This window comes from Streptomyces sp. NPDC028419 (genome assembly GCF_055565515.1).
Map to the genome: position 1 here is coordinate 35221 of NZ_JBVHUE010000015.1, position 17216 is coordinate 52436.

Annotated in this window: 17 protein-coding genes; 7 read left to right on the plus strand and 10 right to left on the minus strand. The window is 74.1% G+C overall.

Annotated features, from left to right (window positions below):
• Positions 1 to 7: 7 nt before the first annotated feature.
• Positions 8 to 574 (minus strand): hypothetical protein, encoded by a 567-nt coding sequence (locus ACZ4UB_RS18845; RefSeq protein ID WP_468071651.1) that lies wholly within the window; start codon positions 572 to 574, stop codon positions 8 to 10.
• A 216-nt stretch (positions 575 to 790) separates the two neighbouring features.
• Between ACZ4UB_RS18845 and ACZ4UB_RS18850 the strand changes: the two genes are divergently transcribed.
• Both ACZ4UB_RS18850 and ACZ4UB_RS18855 read left to right on the plus strand, forming a co-directional pair.
• Positions 791 to 1210 carry a hypothetical protein gene (locus ACZ4UB_RS18850; protein ID WP_468071459.1) on the plus strand — a complete coding sequence of 140 codons (420 nt, stop codon included), beginning with the start codon at positions 791 to 793 and terminating at the stop codon, positions 1208 to 1210.
• Positions 1207 to 1506: a winged helix-turn-helix domain-containing protein gene (locus ACZ4UB_RS18855; protein WP_468071461.1), complete on the plus strand. Its 300-nt coding sequence runs from the start codon at positions 1207 to 1209 to the stop codon at positions 1504 to 1506. Before ACZ4UB_RS18850 ends, ACZ4UB_RS18855 begins: the two co-directional genes overlap by 4 nt.
• Positions 1507 to 1558: 52 nt before the next feature.
• On the opposite strand, the gene ACZ4UB_RS18860 is transcribed toward ACZ4UB_RS18855, so the two are convergent.
• The 5 genes from ACZ4UB_RS18860 to ACZ4UB_RS18880 are packed head-to-tail and all read right to left on the minus strand — an operon-like array spanning position 1559 to position 7072.
• Entirely contained in the window at positions 1559 to 2368 is an 810-nt protein-coding gene (locus ACZ4UB_RS18860; protein WP_354380581.1) for a type III pantothenate kinase, read from the minus strand.
• Positions 2369 to 3361 (minus strand): carboxylating nicotinate-nucleotide diphosphorylase, encoded by a 993-nt coding sequence (nadC, locus tag ACZ4UB_RS18865; RefSeq protein WP_354380582.1) that lies wholly within the window; start codon positions 3359 to 3361, stop codon positions 2369 to 2371.
• Positions 3358 to 5112 carry an L-aspartate oxidase gene (locus tag ACZ4UB_RS18870; RefSeq protein WP_468071463.1) on the minus strand — a complete coding sequence of 585 codons (1755 nt, stop codon included), beginning with the start codon at positions 5110 to 5112 and terminating at the stop codon, positions 3358 to 3360. The genes nadC and ACZ4UB_RS18870 overlap by 4 nt, the downstream gene beginning before the upstream one ends.
• The gene (panC, locus tag ACZ4UB_RS18875) at positions 5109 to 6110 is read right to left on the minus strand and encodes a pantoate--beta-alanine ligase (RefSeq protein WP_468071465.1); all 1002 of its coding nucleotides are present in this window, start codon (positions 6108 to 6110) and stop codon (positions 5109 to 5111) included. Before panC ends, ACZ4UB_RS18870 begins: the two co-directional genes overlap by 4 nt.
• Positions 6107 to 7072 carry a Rossmann-like and DUF2520 domain-containing protein gene (locus ACZ4UB_RS18880; RefSeq protein ID WP_468071467.1) on the minus strand — a complete coding sequence of 322 codons (966 nt, stop codon included), beginning with the start codon at positions 7070 to 7072 and terminating at the stop codon, positions 6107 to 6109. Before ACZ4UB_RS18880 ends, panC begins: the two co-directional genes overlap by 4 nt.
• A gap of 137 nt (positions 7073 to 7209) precedes the next feature.
• Here ACZ4UB_RS18880 and ACZ4UB_RS18885 point away from each other — a divergent pair, with 137 nt between their 5' ends.
• A complete protein-coding gene (locus tag ACZ4UB_RS18885; protein WP_468071469.1) occupies positions 7210 to 8373 on the plus strand; it encodes a threonine aldolase family protein in 1164 nt (387 codons plus the stop codon).
• A 60-nt stretch (positions 8374 to 8433) separates the two neighbouring features.
• Here ACZ4UB_RS18885 and ACZ4UB_RS18890 read toward each other — a convergent pair whose 3' ends face one another.
• Positions 8434 to 8679: a hypothetical protein gene (locus ACZ4UB_RS18890; protein WP_468071471.1), complete on the minus strand. Its 246-nt coding sequence runs from the start codon at positions 8677 to 8679 to the stop codon at positions 8434 to 8436.
• A gap of 120 nt (positions 8680 to 8799) precedes the next feature.
• Between ACZ4UB_RS18890 and ACZ4UB_RS18895 the strand changes: the two genes are divergently transcribed.
• The gene (locus ACZ4UB_RS18895; RefSeq protein ID WP_468071473.1) at positions 8800 to 9924 is read left to right on the plus strand and encodes a DUF5937 family protein; all 1125 of its coding nucleotides are present in this window, start codon (positions 8800 to 8802) and stop codon (positions 9922 to 9924) included.
• 229 nt (positions 9925 to 10153) lie between these two features.
• Positions 10154 to 11701 (plus strand): M28 family metallopeptidase, encoded by a 1548-nt coding sequence (locus tag ACZ4UB_RS18900; protein ID WP_468071475.1) that lies wholly within the window; start codon positions 10154 to 10156, stop codon positions 11699 to 11701.
• Between the two features lie 272 nt (positions 11702 to 11973).
• Here ACZ4UB_RS18900 and ACZ4UB_RS18905 read toward each other — a convergent pair whose 3' ends face one another.
• Positions 11974 to 12912, minus strand: coding sequence for an SAM-dependent methyltransferase (locus ACZ4UB_RS18905; RefSeq protein WP_468071653.1), 939 nt, complete (start codon positions 12910 to 12912; stop codon positions 11974 to 11976).
• A 172-nt stretch (positions 12913 to 13084) separates the two neighbouring features.
• Between ACZ4UB_RS18905 and ACZ4UB_RS18910 the strand changes: the two genes are divergently transcribed.
• Together ACZ4UB_RS18910 and ACZ4UB_RS18915 are read left to right on the plus strand one after the other, a co-directional pair.
• Positions 13085 to 14278, plus strand: coding sequence for a sensor histidine kinase (locus ACZ4UB_RS18910; protein ID WP_468071477.1), 1194 nt, complete (start codon positions 13085 to 13087; stop codon positions 14276 to 14278).
• 296 nt (positions 14279 to 14574) lie between these two features.
• Positions 14575 to 15270, plus strand: a complete 696-nt coding sequence (locus tag ACZ4UB_RS18915; protein WP_468071479.1) for a response regulator — start codon at positions 14575 to 14577, stop codon at positions 15268 to 15270.
• Between the two features lie 117 nt (positions 15271 to 15387).
• On the opposite strand, the gene ACZ4UB_RS18920 is transcribed toward ACZ4UB_RS18915, so the two are convergent.
• Entirely contained in the window at positions 15388 to 16704 is a 1317-nt protein-coding gene (locus ACZ4UB_RS18920; protein WP_468071481.1) for a PH domain-containing protein, read from the minus strand.
• Positions 16701 to 17192, minus strand: coding sequence for a PH domain-containing protein (locus ACZ4UB_RS18925; protein ID WP_354380596.1), 492 nt, complete (start codon positions 17190 to 17192; stop codon positions 16701 to 16703). The genes ACZ4UB_RS18920 and ACZ4UB_RS18925 overlap by 4 nt, the downstream gene beginning before the upstream one ends.
• Between the last annotated feature and the right edge of the window lie 24 nt (positions 17193 to 17216).

Here is a 17216-nt window from a genome sequence, read left to right on the forward strand (position 1 = left end):
AGCCTAGCTAGCCCACCGCGCGCCGGGACGTCGGGGGCGGGCCGGGGGCGCGGCGGGGCGGGAAGACCTCGCTGGGCTTGGGTACGGGGCGCTCCGCCTCGCCGGGCCCGTCGTGCTCCCCGGGGCGGGCCGGGGGCGCGGGGCGGCGCGGGGGCTCGTCCTCCTTGCCGCCGGCCAGGGCGCGCAGCCGGGTCCGGGGGGCGGCCAGGCGGCGGCGCACGGACCCCTCGGCGACCGCGCGGGCCCGGTCCAGCAGCGCGGCGGCGGCGGGGTTGCCGCGCAGGGCGCGCAGGGCGGCCAGGTCGTCGGGGACGGGCTCGTAGCCGGCGGCCAGGGCGTCCCGGAGCAGCTCCAGGTAGCCGGGGAGCGAGCCGGGCAGGGCCTGGCGGTACCGGGACAGGTCCGCGACGAGGAAGTCTCTGAGTCTCCCCGCTTCCGCGACCGCCTCGTCCACGGACTGCGCCAGACGCAGGCAGTCCTGAACCTCGGTGGCCGACAGCGGGGCCGTGGGGGATCGGAGGGCGTGGGCGAGCGAGCGCCGGAGCACGTGCAGTTCGGCAGCACTGAACGCCATGCCGCCGCGGGGTCCGTAGGGCGTGGGCATGGCCCGAAGATACGCGCTAATCGGACAAAATTCCTCGAAATCCCCTTTCCGGCGCGGCGGAAGGCCCCCGACCGGCCCTTCCGAGCCAACCTCGCCGGATTTACTTGCCAGAGTGGAAAGTTGACGCCATTGTGGCAAGCGTCCGGACGACTCCGAGCGGTCCGGCAGCCGTCACCAGGGGGGACCATGCGCGAATCCGCGGACGCCGGAAGCACGTTGGGGCGCGCCGTCGAGATCGAGGCGGCGGCCCGCGGGGGCAGCGGCTGGTACGCCCGCTACCTGTGGGCCTTCGCCGCCGGGCAGCTGGTGCTCGTACCGATGACCGTGCTGTGGCGGGGCGTCGCCTCGGCCGTGGTCTTCGGGCTCGCCAACGCGCTGCTGGTGACCGGGCTGAGCGTGTACGCCGCCCACCAGCGCGTGGTGCGGCGCGGGTTCGGACTGCGGCACGGGGTGATCATCGGGACCTGGGCGGTGGTCTTCACCCTGACGGTGTCCCTGGGCGTGGCCGCCTTCGGCGCCTCCCCCGGCTTCGCGGCGGCGGCCGCGGTGGCCTGCGCGCTGCCCCTGGCGGTCGGCGCGCTGCTCGAACCGCGGCGGCCGGTGTGAGCGCCACCCATCCGCGGCACGCACTGGCGCCGCTGCTCAACGCCCCCGTCCGGCTGTCGGTGGTGGCCGCGCTGGCACCGGTGGACCGGGCGGAGTTCGCCTTCGTCCGGGACCTGGTCGAGGTCAGCGACTCGGTCCTGTCGAAGCAGGTCGCCGCGCTGGAGACGGCGGGCTGGGTCGCGGTCGTGAAGGGCCGCGTGGCCCGCCGCCCGCGCACCTGGCTCTCCCTGACCGCCGAGGGCCGCACGGTCTACGCCCGCCACCTGGACGCCCTGCGCGCGATCGCCACGGGCTGAGCCCGCACCGGACCCCGTCGAGCGGGTCCGGTACGGGCGAACGGCGCCGCCGCTACTCGAAGTTCGGCGCGTTGCGCTCGTACACGAGCCGCAGGCCGATCAGGGTCAGCCAGGGCTCGTGCTCGTCGATCACCACGGAGTCGGCCAGGACCATCGGGGCCAGGCCGCCCGTGGCGATGACGCGGACGTCGTCCGGGTCGCCGTTCGGGCCCACCAGCTCCTTGGCCATCCGGGCGACCACGCCGTCGACCTGACCCGCGAAGCCGTAGACCACGCCCGACTGCATCGCCTCGACCGTGGACTTGCCGATGACGTTGCGCGGGCGGGCCAGCTCGATCTTGCGGAGCATCGCGCCGCGCACGCCCAGCGCGTCCATGGAGATCTCGATGCCCGGAGCGATCACCCCGCCCACGTACTCGCCCTTCACGGACACCGCGTCGAAGGTGGTCGCGGTGCCGAAGTCGACGACGATCGCGGGACCGCCGTAGAGCTCGACGGCGGCGCACGCGTTGATGATGCGGTCCGCGCCGACCTCCTTCGGGTTGTCCGTCAGGATCGGCACGCCGGTCTTGATGCCGGGCTCCACCAGGACCGCCGGGACGTCCCCGTAGTAGCGCCGGGTGACCTCGCGCAGCTCGTGCAGCACGGAGGGGACCGTCGAGCAGATCGCGATGCCGTGGATGCCGTCGCCCAGCTCGTTGCCGAGCATGGGGTGCATGCCCATCAGGCCCTGCATCAGGACGGCCAGCTCGTCGGCGGTGCGCCGCGGGTCGGTGGAGACCCGCCAGTGCTCGACGATCTCGTCACCGTCGAACAGGCCCAGGACCGTCTGGGAGTTGCCGACGTCGATGGTGAGGAGCATCTACCGCTCCTCGCGCAGGTCCAGGCCGATGTCCAGGATCGGCGAGGAGTGGGTGAGACCGCCGACGGCCAGGTAGTCCACGCCCGTCTCGGCGTACGCGCGGGCCGTCTCCAGCGTGAGGCGGCCCGAGGACTCCAGCGTCGCCCGGCCGGCCACCGCGGCGACGGCCGTCGCGGTCTCCTCCGGGGTGAAGTTGTCCAGCAGGATCAGGTCCGCGCCGGCTTCCAGCGCCTCGCCGACCTGGTCCAGGGTGTCCACCTCGACCTCGATCGGGACCTCGGGGAAGGCCTCCCGCACGGCCTTGAATGCCTGGGCGACGCCGCCCGCGGCCACCACGTGGTTGTCCTTGACCAGCGCCGCGTCCGAGAGGGACATGCGGTGGTTGACGCCGCCGCCGCAGCGGACCGCGTACTTCTCCAGCGCGCGCAGGCCCGGCGTGGTCTTGCGGGTGTCGCGGACCTTGGCGCCCGTGCCCTCCAGGACGTCGGCCCAGCGGCGGGTCGCCGTCGCGATGCCGGAGAGGCGGCAGAGCAGGTTCAGCGCGCTGCGCTCGCCGGTCAGCAGGTCACGGGTGTGGGCGCGGACGGAGAGCAGCACCTGGCCGGCTTCGACCCGGTCGCCGTCCTCCGCGTGCCGCTCGACCTCGAAGGACTCGGTGCAGACCACCGACAGGACGGCCTCCGCGATCCGCAGGCCCGCGACGACGCCCGCCTCGCGCGCCGTGAAGTCGGCGGTGGCGACGGCGTCCTCGGGGACGGTGGCGACGCTGGTGACGTCGACCCCGCCGTCGAGGTCCTCGGAGAGCGCCATGTGGGCGATGTCCTCGACCTCGATGGGGTCCAGGCCGGCGTCGGCGAGCAGCTCGGCGAGCGCCGGGTCCAGGCCCGACTCCTCGCCGCCGCCGCAGCCGCAGTCGTCGCCGCAGCCGCCCGCGCCGTCACCGCCGTCGATCAAGGGAAGTTCGGTGTGCTCGTGCTGTTCGGGGGTGCTCACGGTCGCTGCTCCATCATTTCGGTGCCCAGAAGGTGGCGTACGGACGGGAAGTCCGCGGAGTCGGTGGGGGTCACGACCAGGGCGCGCGTCCGCGCGCGGGACAGCCGTACGACCAGGTGGTGGCGCCAGGCCGCGTCGTCGCGGTCGGGGTGGTCCTCGCGCCAGTGGCAGCCGCGGGTCTCCTCGCGGCGCAGGGCGGCGGCGACCAGGACCCGGGCCACGCACAGGAGGTTGGTGGCCTCCCAGGTGTCGGTGCCGGGCTCGGCCGTCTTGCCGTGGGCGTCGAGGTCGTGCAGCGCCGCCGTGTACAGGGCCTGCAGGGCGGTGGCCGCGCCGCGCAGGGAGTCCGCGGAGCGCAGCACGCCCGCGCCCGCGGTCATGATCCGCTGGATCTCCAGGCGGGCCTCGCCGGGCAGCAGCGGTCCGGTGGAGGGGACGGGGATGCCCGGGCCGTGGGAGGCGGGCCGGTGGGACACGATGTCCGCGGCGATCCGCTCGGCGAAGACCAGGCCCTCCAGCAGCGAGTTGGAGGCGAGCCGGTTCGCGCCGTGCACCCCGGTGCAGGCGACCTCGCCGCAGGCGTAGAGGCCCGGGACGGTGGTGCGCCCGTCGAGGTCGGTGCGCACGCCGCCGCTCGCGTAGTGCGCGGCGGGCGCGACCGGGATCGGCTCGGTCACCGGGTCGATGCCGTGGGCGCGGCAGGCGGCCAGGATCGTGGGGAAGCGCTGCTCCCACATGGCGGCGCCGAAGTGCCGGCCGTCCAGGTACATGTGGTCGACGCCCTGCTCCAGCATGCGCCGCGTGATGCCCTTGGCGACGATGTCGCGCGGGGCCAGCTCCGCCAGCTCGTGCTGGCCCACCATGAAGCGGACCCCGTCCGCGTCGACGAGGTGGGCGCCCTCGCCTCGCACCGCCTCGGACACCAGCGGTTGCTGGCCCTCGGCGCCGGCGCCGAGGAAGAGCACCGTCGGGTGGAACTGGACGAATTCGAGGTCGGAGACCTCGGCGCCGGCGCGCAGCGCGAGGGCCACGCCGTCGCCGGTGGACACCGACGGGTTGGTGGTCGCGGAGAAGACCTGGCCCATGCCGCCGGTCGCCAGGATCACGGCGGGCGCGTGGACGGCTCCGACGCCGTCGTGCTGGCCCTCGCCCATGACGTGCAGGGTGACCCCGGCCGTGCGGCCCTCGGCGTCGGTCAGCAGGTCCAGTACGAGCGCGTTCTCGACGGTCTCGATGCAGGCGTCCTGGACGGCCTCGACCAGGGCCCGGGAGATCTCGGCCCCGGTGGCGTCGCCGCCGGCGTGCGCGATCCGGCGGCGGTGGTGGCCGCCCTCGCGGGTCAGCTCTATCTCACCGGTCTCGGCGGAGGTGTCGAAGACGGCGCCGGTCTCGATGAGCCGGCGCACCGCGCCGGGCCCGTCGGTGACGAGCAGCCGCACGGCGCCCTCGTCGCACAGGCCCGCGCCCGCCACCAGGGTGTCGTCCAGGTGCTGTTCGGGGGTGTCGCCGTCGCCGAGGGCGGCGGCGATGCCGCCCTGGGCCCAGCGCGTGGACCCGTCGTCCAGGCGCGCCTTGGTGACGACGACGGTACGGCGGCCCGCGGCCGCGCAGCGCAGCGCGGCCGTCAGCCCCGCCACTCCGGAGCCGACGACGACCACGTCCGCCTCGACGGACCAGCCGGGGGCGGGGGCGTGCAGCCGTATGCCGGTACCGCCCGCCGGGGTACCTGCGCCACCACTGCCTGTGCTCACGAGTGTGCTCCGAACTCCAATGGAAGGTTGTCGATCAGCCTGGTCGTGCCGACTTTCGCGGCGACGGCCAGTACGGCCGGCCCGGAGTGACCGGGGCCGACCTCGGTGAAGTCCGCGGGGTCCACCAGGGCCAGGTAGTCCAGGACCAGCGGTGGTGTGTCACGTCCCGCCTCCTCCAGGACCTGGCGCGCGGCGCTCCGCACGGCGTCGGGCAGCCCGCCGCGCGCGGCGGCCACCGCGTGGGCGTCGGCGGAGGCGCGGGCCTCGCCGAGCCGGGCCAGCGCGCCGGCCCGGCCGTCGCCCGCCGGGGCGGCTCCGGCCTCGGCGCGCTCGCGGAGCGCGGCCTGGGCGGCGAGCCGGTCGCGCCCCGCGGCCAGCGCGCGGGACAGCGCGAGGGCGGTGCGGCGCTCGGGGCCCGAGAGGTAGCGGTTGCGGCTGGAGAGGGCGAGTCCGTCGTCCTCGCGGACGGTCGGCACGCCGACCACGTCGACGGGGAAGTTCAGGTCCGTCACCATGCGCCGGATCAGCGCGAGTTGCTGCGCGTCCTTCTGCCCGAAGAGCGCGGCGTCGGGGCGGGTGAGGTGGAGCAGCTTCGCGACGACGGTCAGCATCCCGTCGAAGTGGCCGGGGCGGGTGGCGCCCTCCAGCAGGGTGCCCATGGGGCCCGCGCTGATCCGCACCTGCGGCGCGCCGCCCGGGTAGACCTCGTCGACGGCCGGGGCGAAGACCGCGTCGGCGCCCGCCGCCGCGGCGATCTCCAGGTCGGCGTCGAGGGTGCGGGGGTAGCGGTCGAGGTCCTCGTTCGCCCCGAACTGGAGCGGGTTGACGAAGACGGTGACGACGACCTGACCGGCCGCTCCGGCGCGCTCGCGCGCGGTGCGGATCAAGGTGGCGTGGCCCTCGTGCAGGGCGCCCATGGTCATGACCACGACGCGCGGGGCGTCCTGGACGCGGGGCAGCGCGTACAGCTCCCCGGCGGTGGACAGCAGGTCCGTCATCGGGGGTCCCCTCCCAGGTCGTCCGGGGCGTCCGGGCCGAGCGGCTGCTCGGCGTCCTGGCCGAGCACGCCGAGCAGGTCCTCGGCCAGTTCCGGCTTGAGCAGGCCGTGGGCGAGGGCCCGGTCGGCGGTGGTGCGTGCCATGGCGAGGTAGCCCGCGACGGTGCCGGGCGCGTGCTTGCGCAGCTCGGCGACGTGGGCGGCGACCGTACCGGCGTCACCGCGGGCGACCGGGCCGGTCAGCGCCGCGTCACCGGAGCGCAGGGCGTTGTCCAGGGCCGCGCCGAGCAGCGGGCCGAGCATCCGGTCGGGGTGCTCGACCCCGGCGGTGCGCAGCAGTTCCATGGCCTGGGCCACCAGGGTGACCAGGTGGTTCGCACCGAGGGCGAGGGCCGCGTGGTAGAGCGGACGGGACTCCTCCGCGATCCACTCGGGCTCGCCGCCCATCTCGATGACCAGGGCCTCGGCGGCCAGGCGCAGCTCGCCGGGCGCGGTCACCCCGAAGGAGCAGCCGGCCAGCCGTTGGACGTCGACCATGGTCCCGGTGAAGGTCATCGCGGGGTGCAGGGCGAGCGGCAGGGCCCCGGCGCGGCGCGCGGGGTCCAGTACGGCCGTCCCGTAGCGCCCGGAGGTGTGCACGAGCAGCTGTCCGGGGCGGATCGCGCCGGTCTCGGCGAGGCCCTCGACGAGCGCGGGCAGCGTGTCGTCGGGAACGGTCAGCAGGACCAGGTCCGCCCGGGCGAGGACCTCGCCGGGCGGTACGAGCGGCACGTCGGGCAGCAGCTCCGCCGCGCGCCGGCGGGAGGCGTCGGAGACGCCGGAGACCGCCACGGGCCGGTGTCCGGCCTGCTGGAGCGCGCGGGCCAGGGCGGGGCCTACGCGGCCGGCGCCGACGACACCGACGCTGAGCCGGGCGGGGCGCTCGGACGGATCCCGGAACTCCGTCTGATGGGGTGTGTTCACGCGGGGCGAGCCTTCTTCCGTTCCAGTCCGCGGGGGGTACCGGACGATACGCCGCCATCGTAGGCCCTGCCGCCGGAGGCCGTCCGGCCCGCCGCCCGGCCCGCCGCCCGCCGGAGGGGATCGGGCAGGATCGGGCCATGGCATACGACACGGACGAGGACGCGGCGCAGCACAAGCGCCGGCGGGACGCCTGGCGGGGCGCGGAGCGCAGGCTCTCGCGCGGCGGCGCGGAGCAGACCGTCGCGGAGCAGCTGGCGGAGCTCGCCGCACTGCCCGCGCTGCTGGGCCGGGACCTCGATGAGGAGCCCGACACCTACGGCAACGGGGTGGTCGCGGAGCTGGAGCGGCGGGTCGCGGAGCTGCTGGGCCTGGAGGACGCGGCGTACTTCCCGTCCGGGACCATGGCCCAGCAGATCGCGCTGCGCTGCTGGGCGGGCCGGACGGGCGATCCGGTGGTGGCCCTGCACCCGCGCAGCCACCCCGAGCAGCACGAGGACGCCGCGCTGCCCGTCGTATCGGGGCTGCGCACGGTGTACCCGACGACCGAGCTGCGCCAGATGACGGCCGCGGAGGTGCGCGAGCACCCGGAGCCCTTCGGCACGCTGATGGTGGAGCTGCCGTTGCGCGATCCGGGCTTCCTGCTGCCCACGTGGGAGGAGCTGGAGGAGCTGGTCGCGGCGGGCCGGGAGCGGGACGCGGTCATCCACTTCGACGGGGCGCGGCTGTGGGAGACCACCGTCCACTTCGGCCGGACGCTGCCGGAGATCGCGGCGCTCGCCGACAGCGTGTACGTCTCCTTCTACAAGTCGCTGGGCGGGCTGAGCGGGGCGGTGCTGGCCGGGCCGCGCACGCTGATCGAGGAGGCGCGGGTCTGGCGCCACCGCTACGGCGGCCAGGTCTACCGGCAGTACCCGCAGGTGCTGAGCGCGCTGGCCGGGCTGGAGCGGGAGCTGCCGAAGCTGCCGTCGTACGTGGCGCACGCCAAGGTGGTCGCGCGGGCGCTGCGGGAGGGCTTCGACGCCTCGGGGCTGCCGTGGGTCCGGATCCAGCCGCAGGTGCCGGTGACGCACCAGTTCCACGTGTGGGCGGCGTACGACGCGGACGCGCTGACGGAGGCGTCGGTGCGGCTGGCGGAGGAGACCGGGACCCAGCTCTTCGGCCGCTGGTGGGCGGAGGGCCCGCCCGGGATGGCGCTGGCGGAGCTGACGGTCGCCCAGGACGGGCTGTCCTGGACGGAGCAGGACGTCCGGGACGCGGTGCGCGGTTTCGTGGAGCGGATCGAGGGGCTCGGCAAGGGCTGATCCCCCTCCCCGCCGGGCACCGGGTGCCGGGGCCGTCGGCGGGCCCCGGGCCGCCCGGGCTCAGCAGGTCGTCCTGCGGTGCGGGCGGCCCGGCGCGAGGCGGTCCAGCAGCCGGTCCGTCGTGCGGTGCAGGGCCGCGCGCCACGGGTGGCGCCCGGCCCTGCCGTCGACTACGGCCTGGAAGCGGGCGCGGTCCCGGACGGCGCGCAGCTCGGCGAGGTCGTGGCGGCCGGGCTCGGGCGGCATCGGGGTGTGGTGCTGGGTGGCCCGGTAGGTGTCGAGGAGGTACTGCTCAATGGCGGTCATGTCCTTCACCCTCACCCGATCGGCCGCATCGCGCCCGACGATTGACGCGTACCGTCAATCGGCCCACGGCCGGCGTGCGCACGGCGGCCGGTCCCTCCGCTGACCGGCCAGAATGTACGCATGAGCGTCACCATCGACATCGCCGACCTGCCCACCGAGCGCATCACCTTCGCGCCCTCGCCGCTGGCCGAGCTGTGCATGGCGCTGCACGCGCTCTCGCAACCCGCCCACCACCCGGGGCTGCACTCCTGGACCACCGCCACCACCGCCGCGCTGGACCCGTGCCTGGCCGACCGGCTGCTGGAGGGCGACTTCATGTGGCGCAGCTCCTTCGCGGACATCTTCATGCCCTTCGCGGGGGTGCCCGGGGGCACCGGGCTGCCGGCGGCGACGCTCGCCGAGGAGCTGGACGTGCTCGACCGGATGGACGACGAGCGGTTCGTGCTGGCCGCCCTGGAGCACTGCTGGCTGTCGCTCTACAACGAGGGCACCGCGGTGTCGCCGCTGACCGACCCGGCGGCCCGGGCGAAGGCGCTGGAGACGGCCGCCGCGCGCGGCCCGCGCCAGCTGGAGTTCTCGCTGCGGCTGCTGGACGACCCGACGGGGGTCCGGGTGTGGCTGCGGCGGCTGCTGGAGGACTGTGACGAGGCGTTCTTCGCCGACACCTGGCGGCGGATCGAGCCGCGCCAGAGCGCGGACGCCCGGCACAAGGCGGAGGTGTTGCGGCACAAGGGGCTGGCCGTCGCGCTCAAGGAGGTCTCGGCGGCGCTGAGCCTGGACCCGGCCGGGACGAAGATCACCGTGGACAAGATGGTCCACGGTTCGGCGACGGCGACCGACGCGCGGGCCGGGACCGGGCTGGTCTTCGTCCCGACCAACTTCGGCTGGCCGCACCTGTTGGTGCTGCACGCGCCGGGCTGGCGTCCGGTGGTCCACTATCCGATCGGTTCGGCCGAACTCACCTCTGCCCCGGGATCGGTGGAACTGCTCCAGCGGCGGATGGAGGCACTGGCCCATCCGATGCGGATGCAGCTGTGCCGGAGCCTGGCGCGGGCCTCGTATACGACGAGCGAACTGGCCACCGTGTACGGGATATCCGCGCCCGAGGTGTCGCGCCATCTGTCCGTGCTGAAGAAGGCCGGGCTCCTGCGGACGCGGCGTCAAGGGCGCTACGTACAACATGAGTTGGATCTGGCCACGGTGTCCCGTATCGGTGCGGATTTCATCGAGGGGATCCTGCGGTAACACCTGGTCGGACGAGGTGTCCGGGACTGGCTGAAATTCGTCGGCCGGGCCCGTATCGACGTACCGATATACGGAATTCATAAACCGGAATCGGCGAAAACTCTGGCCATAGCGGCTCTTTGCTGCCTAACGTGCGTCGCATCAGCCACACAGCTTCTTCACAGCTCCACCAGAGGCTCCTGCCTGCCTGATTACCCGTCTGCCCTGCTTGTCGTGAAAGGACTTCTGCATGCCCTCACGCCGTATAGCCGCAGCCACCGCCGCCCTGGCGGCCGCAGCACTCGTCTCGCCGCTGCTCCTCGCGGGACCGGCCACCGCCTCCAACCCGGTCAGCGACGCCGCGCAGGGTGACGCACTGGCCAGGAAGTTGGTCGCCGAGGCGACGGGCAAGGGGGCCTACAACCACCTGAAGGTGCTGCAGTCCATCGCGGACTACAACAACGGCACCCGGGTGGCCGGTTCGAAGGGGCACGAGCAGTCGGCCACCTACATCAGCCAGGTCCTCAAGGCCGCCGGCTACACGGTCACGAAGAACGAGTTCGACTTCGTGTACGTCGAGGCCATCGCCCAGAGCCTGAAGGTGAACGGGACCGCGCCCCGCGACGTCCCGATCCACCTGATGACCTACACGGGCAACAGCCCGGAGGGCGGCGTGACCGCCCAGCTGGCCGCCGCTCCGGTGGACGCGGACGGCACCAACGGCTGCGAGCCCGGCGACTTCGCCGCGGGCGCCTTCACGGGCAAGATCGCGCTGGTCAAGCGCGGCGGCTGCACCTTCGCCGTCAAGCAGACCAACGCGGCCGCGGCCGGCGCGGTCGGCGCGATCATCTACAACAACACCGAGGGCGGCCTGAACGGCACCCTGGGCGACCCGAACGTGGGCAAGATCCCCACCGGCGGCATCACCCAGGCGGACGGCGAGAAGCTCGTCGCCGACCTGACGACCGCTCCGGTCGAGGTCACCCTGGACGTGCGCGAGCTGCGCGAGAACCGCAAGACCTACAACGTCGTCGCGGAGACCAAGGGCGGCGACGCGAACAACACCGTGTTCCTCGGCGCGCACCTCGACTCGGTCGCGGCGGGCCCCGGCATCAACGACAACGGCTCCGGCTCGGCCGGCATCCTCCAGGTCGCGCAGCGGCTCGCGAGCAGCCAGTCGAAGATCAAGAACAAGGTGAAGTTCGCCTGGTGGTCGGCGGAGGAGTACGGCCTCCTCGGCTCCGAGGCCTACGTCGCCTCGCTCACCCCCGAGCAGCAGAAGCAGATCAAGCTCTACCTGAACTTCGACATGATCGCCTCGCCGAACTCCGCGTACTTCGTCTACGACGGCGACGACTCGGACGCCACCGGCGCGGGCCCCGGCCCGGCGGGCTCGGCCCAGCTGGAGAAGGGGATCACCGACTTCCTCGACTCCAAGAAGGTCCCGCACGAGGGCACGGACTTCTCCGGCCGCTCGGACTACGGCCCCTTCATCGCGGTCGGCATCCCCTCCGGCGGCACCTTCACCGGCGCCGAGGGCATCAAGACGCCGGAGCAGGCCGCGAAGTTCGGCGGGACGGCCGGGGTCGCCTACGACGTGAACTACCACGGCAAGGGTGACGACATCACCAACATCGACCAGAAGGCGCTCGACATCAACGTCGACGTCATCGCCAACGCCGTCGGCCACTACGCCTACGACCTGGCGCCCCTGGCCCAGCCGGTCGCGTCCCACCCCACCAACGGCCAGGGCAGCGGCGGCGGCCTGCACGCGGGCCACGACGGCGTGACGCAGTAACCCTCCCGGGGCTCCGCCCCGGACCCCGCGCCTCAAACGCCGGCGAGGCTGGATTTCCGGCCCGTCGGAGTTCGAGGACCGGGTCCGGGCGGAGCCCGGGGCTTTTAGCCCGTCCGGCGTTTGAGGACAGGGTCCGGGCGGAGCCCGGGGCTTTTAGCCCGTCCGGCGTTTGAGGACCGGGTCCGGGCGGAGCCCGGTTTCGGGAAGGGGCGGGTAGGGGAACGCCCCGCGCAGCGGCCACCCCGGCCGGACCGCCCAGGGCTCGGGCGGGTTCACCCCGGCCAGGCGGCCGCAAGGCCCACCGGCTGGACCAGCCACCCGAAGTCCCCCAGCCCCCCGCGGGCCGTCAGCTCCGCCGCCTCCCCCGCCACCGCGAGCCCGCGGACGTAGCCCGCCGGATCCGTCGAGGCCAGCGACAACGGCGGCCGGGCCCCCGACACCCCGAGGGCGACCAGGGCCGCGCGCTGGGTCAACAGCACCGCACCCGGCCCCGCACAGGCGTCGAGGGCCACATGCGCGGTGACGTCGACGGAGCCGTCCGGGACCGGCGGCACCTCCCGCCCCGCCCGGAAACCGGTCAGGGTGCCGAACGGCGGCCGCGCCTCCCGGGCGTGCGCGTAGTCCACCGCCACCGCCAGCCCCCGCTCCAGCCCCGCCACCGCCGCCGCCCAGGCCTCGTCCCGGGGCCGGCCGATCTCGGCCCGGCCGCCCGCCCCCGGCTCCGCGGGCCACCACCGCTCCAGCCACTCCCGGTCCGCCGGCTCCAGCGGGCCGCCGGGGGACTCCGTACCGTCGGGGGCGACCAGCACGTACCGGCCGTCCTGCGCCACGTCCAGCGGGACGTTGTCGAGCCACTCGTTGGCGAAGAGCAGCCCCGTCACCCCGGCGGGCGGCTCGGCCACCCAGCGGATCCGCGGGTCGAGCCCCTCCGGCTCGGCGGCCCGCTCCACCGCGTACGCCCGCACCCGCGCCGCCACCGACGGCTCCAGCGCCCGCAGCACCCCCGTCAGCAGTTCCCCGCGCCCGGCGCCCACGTCGACCAGGTCCAGCCGCGCCGGACGCCCCAGCTCCGCGTCCACCCACGACAGCAGCCGGGCCACGGCGGCCGCGTACAGCGGGGAGGCGTGCACCGAGGTGCGGAAGTGCCCGGCGGGACCCGGGCCGCCCGGACGGACGTAGAAGCCGCCCGGGCCGTACAGCGCGGCCTCCATCGCGACCCGCCACCGCACCGGCCCCGCACCCGTCCGCGTACCGATGCCTTCACCCTGAGTTCCCACGACGCAAAGGCTAAGGCCGCCTCCACCTTCGGGAGTACACCTCCCACGCACGGATCGCACCTGTGGTTGACTCCAGCACCTATCCACTGTCCCTACTCTGGGTTACGTGCAGCGCCTCTACGATTTCCTCCGCAGACACCCGACGGGCGTCGACAGCTTCTGGGCTGTCCTCCTCTTCGGGATGGCCATGCTGCAGGTCGCCGGGAGCTACAACACGACGCGCGAGCGGCTGATCGCCGCCCCGACCGTGTTCGCGCTGTGCGGGGTCGTGTCCCTGCGCCGCAGGTGGACCGTCCCCATGCTGTGGCTCACCGTCGGCACGGGCGCCTACCAGCTGGCCACCGGCTCCTCGCCCAACCTGGCCAACCTGGCCATGCTGGTGATCGTCTACACCGTGGCCGCCGGGGACGTACCGCGCTGGATCTCCCGGACCGCGCTCGGCCTCGGCCTGCTCGCCTCCCCCGTCACCGGGCTGCGCTGGGGCGTGGACAAGAACGACGTCTACGCCGACGTCTTCTTCGTCCTCATGCTGATCGTGCCCTTCGCGCTGGCCTGGGTGCTCGGCGACTCCCTGCGCACCCGGCGGGCCTACTACGCCCAGCTGATCGAGCGCAACCAGCGCCTGGAGGGCGAACGCGCCGCCCAGGCCAAGATCGCCGTGGCCGCCGAGCGCGCCCGGATCGCCCGCGAGCTCCACGACGTCGTCGCCCACAACGTGTCGGTGATGGTCGTCCAGGCGGACGGCGCCGCCTACGTCATGGACGTCGCCCCCGAACAGGCCAAGGAAGCCCTCCAGACGATCTCCGGCACCGGCCGCCAGGCGCTCGCCGAGATGCGCCGCCTGCTCGGCGTCCTGCGCACCGGCGAACCGCAGGAGTCCGAGGACTACGTCCCCCAACCCGACGTCGAGCAGATCGAGGTCCTGGTCGAGCAGGTCCGTACGGCCGGACTCACCGTCGACTTCAAGGTCGAGGGCTCCCCGCGCCCGCTGCCGACCGGCGTCGAGCTGACGGCGTACCGGATCGTCCAGGAAGCCCTCACCAACACCCGCAAGCACGGCGGCCCCGATGCCAGCGCGAGCGTCCGGCTGGTCTACTTCGACGACGGGCTCGGCCTGCTCGTCGAGGACACCGGCCGCGGGGCGGCCCACGAGCTGTACGAGGACGGCGGCGCGGACGGCGCCGGCCACGGCCTGATCGGCATGCGCGAGCGGGTCGGCATGGTCGGCGGAACCCTGGACGCGGGCCCGCGCCCCGGCGGCGGCTTCCGGATCAGCGCGCTGCTCCCGCTCAAGAAGTGACGGCGACGGCGGGGCCCTACCCCAGGTAGGGCCCCGAGCGGTGCTGGGCTGGACGCTCGAGGGCATACGGAGCGCACGTCCGGGCCGCCGGTCGTGATCTACCGGCATGTCGCGGAATGCCCCGGTGGGGTCGTGGTCGCGTAAGGGACGTGCAGACCTGGCGGGACTCCCACGCGCGGGCCGATGATGCTCGGGAAGCCTGGGTGGCCGAGGCCCTTCGGCTGCGGTCCTCCCACTGAGTGGGGGCGAGCCCCGCACAACCCCGGGCGGGGCTCTCGTCTGCGTACCCTGGCGGCATGACTGCCTTTGATGCGCGTTCCATCCGAGTGATGCTCGTCGACGACCAGGTGCTGCTGCGCACCGGTTTCCGGATGGTGCTCGCCGCCCAGCCGGACATGGAAGTGGTGGCCGAGGCCGGGAACGGGCTGGAGGCGCTGGAGGTGCTGCGGGCCACGAAGGTGGACGTGGTCCTCATGGACGTCCGCATGCCCAAGCTCGACGGGGTCGAGGCGACCCGTCGGATCTGCGAGCCGGACGAGCACCCCAAGGTGATCATCCTGACCACCTTCGACCTGGACGAGTACGCCTTCTCGGGTCTGAAGGCCGGCGCGAGCGGCTTCATGTTGAAGGACGTGCCGCCGGCGGAGCTGCTGGCCGCGATCCGTTCCGTGCACTCCGGTGACGCGGTGGTCGCGCCGTCGACCACGCGGCGGCTGCTGGACCGCTTCGCGCCGATGCTGCCGACCACCTCGGCCGAGCCGCAGAACAAGGACGTCGAGCGGCTGACGGAGCGGGAGCGGGAGGTCATGCTGCTGGTGGCGCAGGGGTTGTCGAACGGGGAGATCGCTGCGCGACTGGTCCTGTCGGAGGCCACGGTCAAGACCCACGTGGGCCGCATCCTGACGAAGCTGAACCTCCGCGACCGGGTCCAGGTCGTCGTCCTGGCCTACGAATCGGGCCTGGTCCGCGCCGGCGGCGGCCCGACCTCCTGACCCACCCTCCGGGGGCGCCTCAAACGCCGGCGGGGCTGGAGGTGGGCCCGAACGGCCAGCGATTGAGGCGCCGCCGGAGGTGACCGGGCGGCGACGGGCGGAGGGCGCGGGCCGGGGTCAGGTCATCCAGCGGTCCGGGCGGGACGTGGCGCGGGAGGTGCGGGAGCGGGTCGCTTGGGCGGCGAGCAGCGCACCCGCGTCCCCGGCCCCCCGCAGCCGCGCCGTCACCATCGCGTTCGCCCCCGTGTCCACGTGCACGTCGGCCACCCCGCACGCCCGGGACCACGGCCCCTGGGTCAGGCGCACGCTCTGCACCTTCGCGTGCGGCACGATCTCCGTACGCCGGCACACCCTCCCGTGCCGGGCCACGAAGACCTCCGGGGTGACCGCCAGCCCGTACCCCTTCCACCACACCGGCACCATCCACCGGGCCGTGCGCGGAGAGGGCGCGAACTCCAGCCCGTTCAGGTCCACCCCCGGCAGCACCCGCGCGACCACCGCGTACGCCGCCGCCCGCGGAGCCACCGGCACCAGGACGTCGTTCTTCGACCCGGCCACCGCCAGCTCCACCCGCACCCAGTCCCGCCGCCGCCACAGCAACGGTTCCACGATGCGCACGGTCTGTACCCGCCCCGGCGGCACCGTCTCGTGCGCCCGGTCCGCGAGCCCGTGGTCGAGGCGCAGCCCGTCGGGCGATTCGGCCACCGTCCAGTCGTACTCGGCCAGGAACCGGCCGAGGCTGCGCCCCCACACCGCGCCCAGCAGCGGCACCAGGGTGACGACCGCCGCCCACAGGTTGGAGCTGAGCCAGAACACCACGGCCGGCGCCGCCAGCCCGCCCACGATCGCGGCCCACACGCCCATGCTCAGCAGCAGGGACTCCACCAGCTGCCGGGTCGGCAGCCGCAGCAGTTCGCGGACCGGCGCCTCGCCGACCTCCGCCGCCTCCTCCGGTGCGAAGCCGGCGGCCCGCGCCAGCAGCTCGGCACGCAGCGCGACGGCCTCCTTCTCGGACAGGAAGGCCAGCTCGTCCTTGTCGTCCGTGCCGATGACGTCGAGCTTGAGCTTCGCGACCCCGGCGATCCGGGCCAGCAAGGGCCGGGTGACGTCGACGGCCTGCAAGCGGTCGAGCCGGATGTGCGCGGTGCGCCGGAAGAAGAGCCCGGTGCGGATGCGCAGCTCGGTCGGCGTGACGGCGTAATAGGTGAAGCGCCAGCTCAGGAAGCCGTAGAGGCCCGCCGAGGCGACCACGGCCAGCACCACGAGCGCCCCGAGACCGCTGCCGAGGCCGTGGGCGGCGTCCGTGGCCCACTCCTGCGCGCGCTCGCCCTGCTGGACGATCACGCCCCCGATGCCGCCGAGCGGCACCCAGGCGCGGCGCAGCGGGGTGAAGGGGTGCAGCCGGCGCTCGACCGCGCCCGCGGGCGGCGTCACAGGCCCGCCGACCTTGCCTCGCCCAGCTCGGTCAGCCGGTCGCGCAGCCGTTCCGCCTCCCGCGGGTCCAGCCCGGGGATGGTCGCGTCGGTGGTCGCGGCCGCCGTGTGCAGCTGTACGGTCGCCAGCCCGAAGCGGCGTTCCAGCGGCCCCGACGTCACCTCGACCAGCTGCATCCGGCCGTAGGGGACCACCGTCTCCTGCCGCCACATCACACCGCGGCTGATCAGCAGGTCGTCGGCGCGCTCGGCGTACTTCCAGGACCGCCAGTTCCGCCCGAGCAGCACCCAGCACCAGCCCGCCGCCGCGACCCAGACCAGCGCGAACGCCGCCCACACGGGCCCGACCAGCAGCCCGAGCAGCACGCCCGTGGCGAGGGCGAGCAGCCCGAGCCAGATCACCAGCAGCAGTCGCCGCAGGGACAGCAGCCCTCGCGGCAGCCCCACCCACACGGGCCCACCCGTTCCCCGCTCCGTCCCCGTTTCCATCCCCCCACCCTAGGGCTGCGAGAA